Origin of the sequence: Bradyrhizobium cajani, from assembly GCF_009759665.1 — a bacterium.
Taxonomy (GTDB): domain Bacteria; phylum Pseudomonadota; class Alphaproteobacteria; order Rhizobiales; family Xanthobacteraceae; genus Bradyrhizobium; species Bradyrhizobium cajani.
The window spans coordinates 1-401 of the sequence record NZ_WQNE01000106.1 but is presented as its reverse complement, the minus strand read 5'-3'; the positions used below and the strand labels follow the sequence as shown (position 1 = coordinate 401).

At 62.1% G+C, this 401-nt stretch carries 1 protein-coding gene; it reads right to left on the bottom strand.

Going from position 1 to position 401, the window contains the following annotated elements:
* Positions 1 to 167: 167 nt before the first annotated feature.
* On the bottom strand, positions 168 to 401 hold a 234-nt coding region (locus tag GPL20_RS38580; protein WP_157337956.1), incomplete at its 5' end, for a helix-turn-helix domain-containing protein.

Below are 401 nucleotides of genomic sequence, written 5' to 3'. Positions count from 1 at the left end.
GAATAGCAAATTTGCGCAGGCTGCAGCCGCGAATGCTTAACCAACAGATGTTAACAACCGCTGATTGCTCTGGTCCCGTAATTACGGACGAAGCCCAACGCGGTATGGACGGAGTTGGCCGTGCTGGCTGGCCGGGAGATCAGAATCGGACACCCGCGCGGGTATATTCAGGGTTTCGCGATGGCGCGATCGGCAAGATGCCGGAACTCGCTCGGCGCCATCCCGTATTTGTCCTTGAACCGCCGGGAGAAATGCGCCTGGCTGGCGAAGCCGCAGCCATAGGCCAGGGTGCCGAGGGACAGGTGTCGGCAGCCCGGGTCGGCCAGGCGCTTGGCCGCGGTCTCCAGCCGGCGCTGCCAGATCCAATCGGAGATGTGTTGCCCGTGCTCATGGAACAGTTC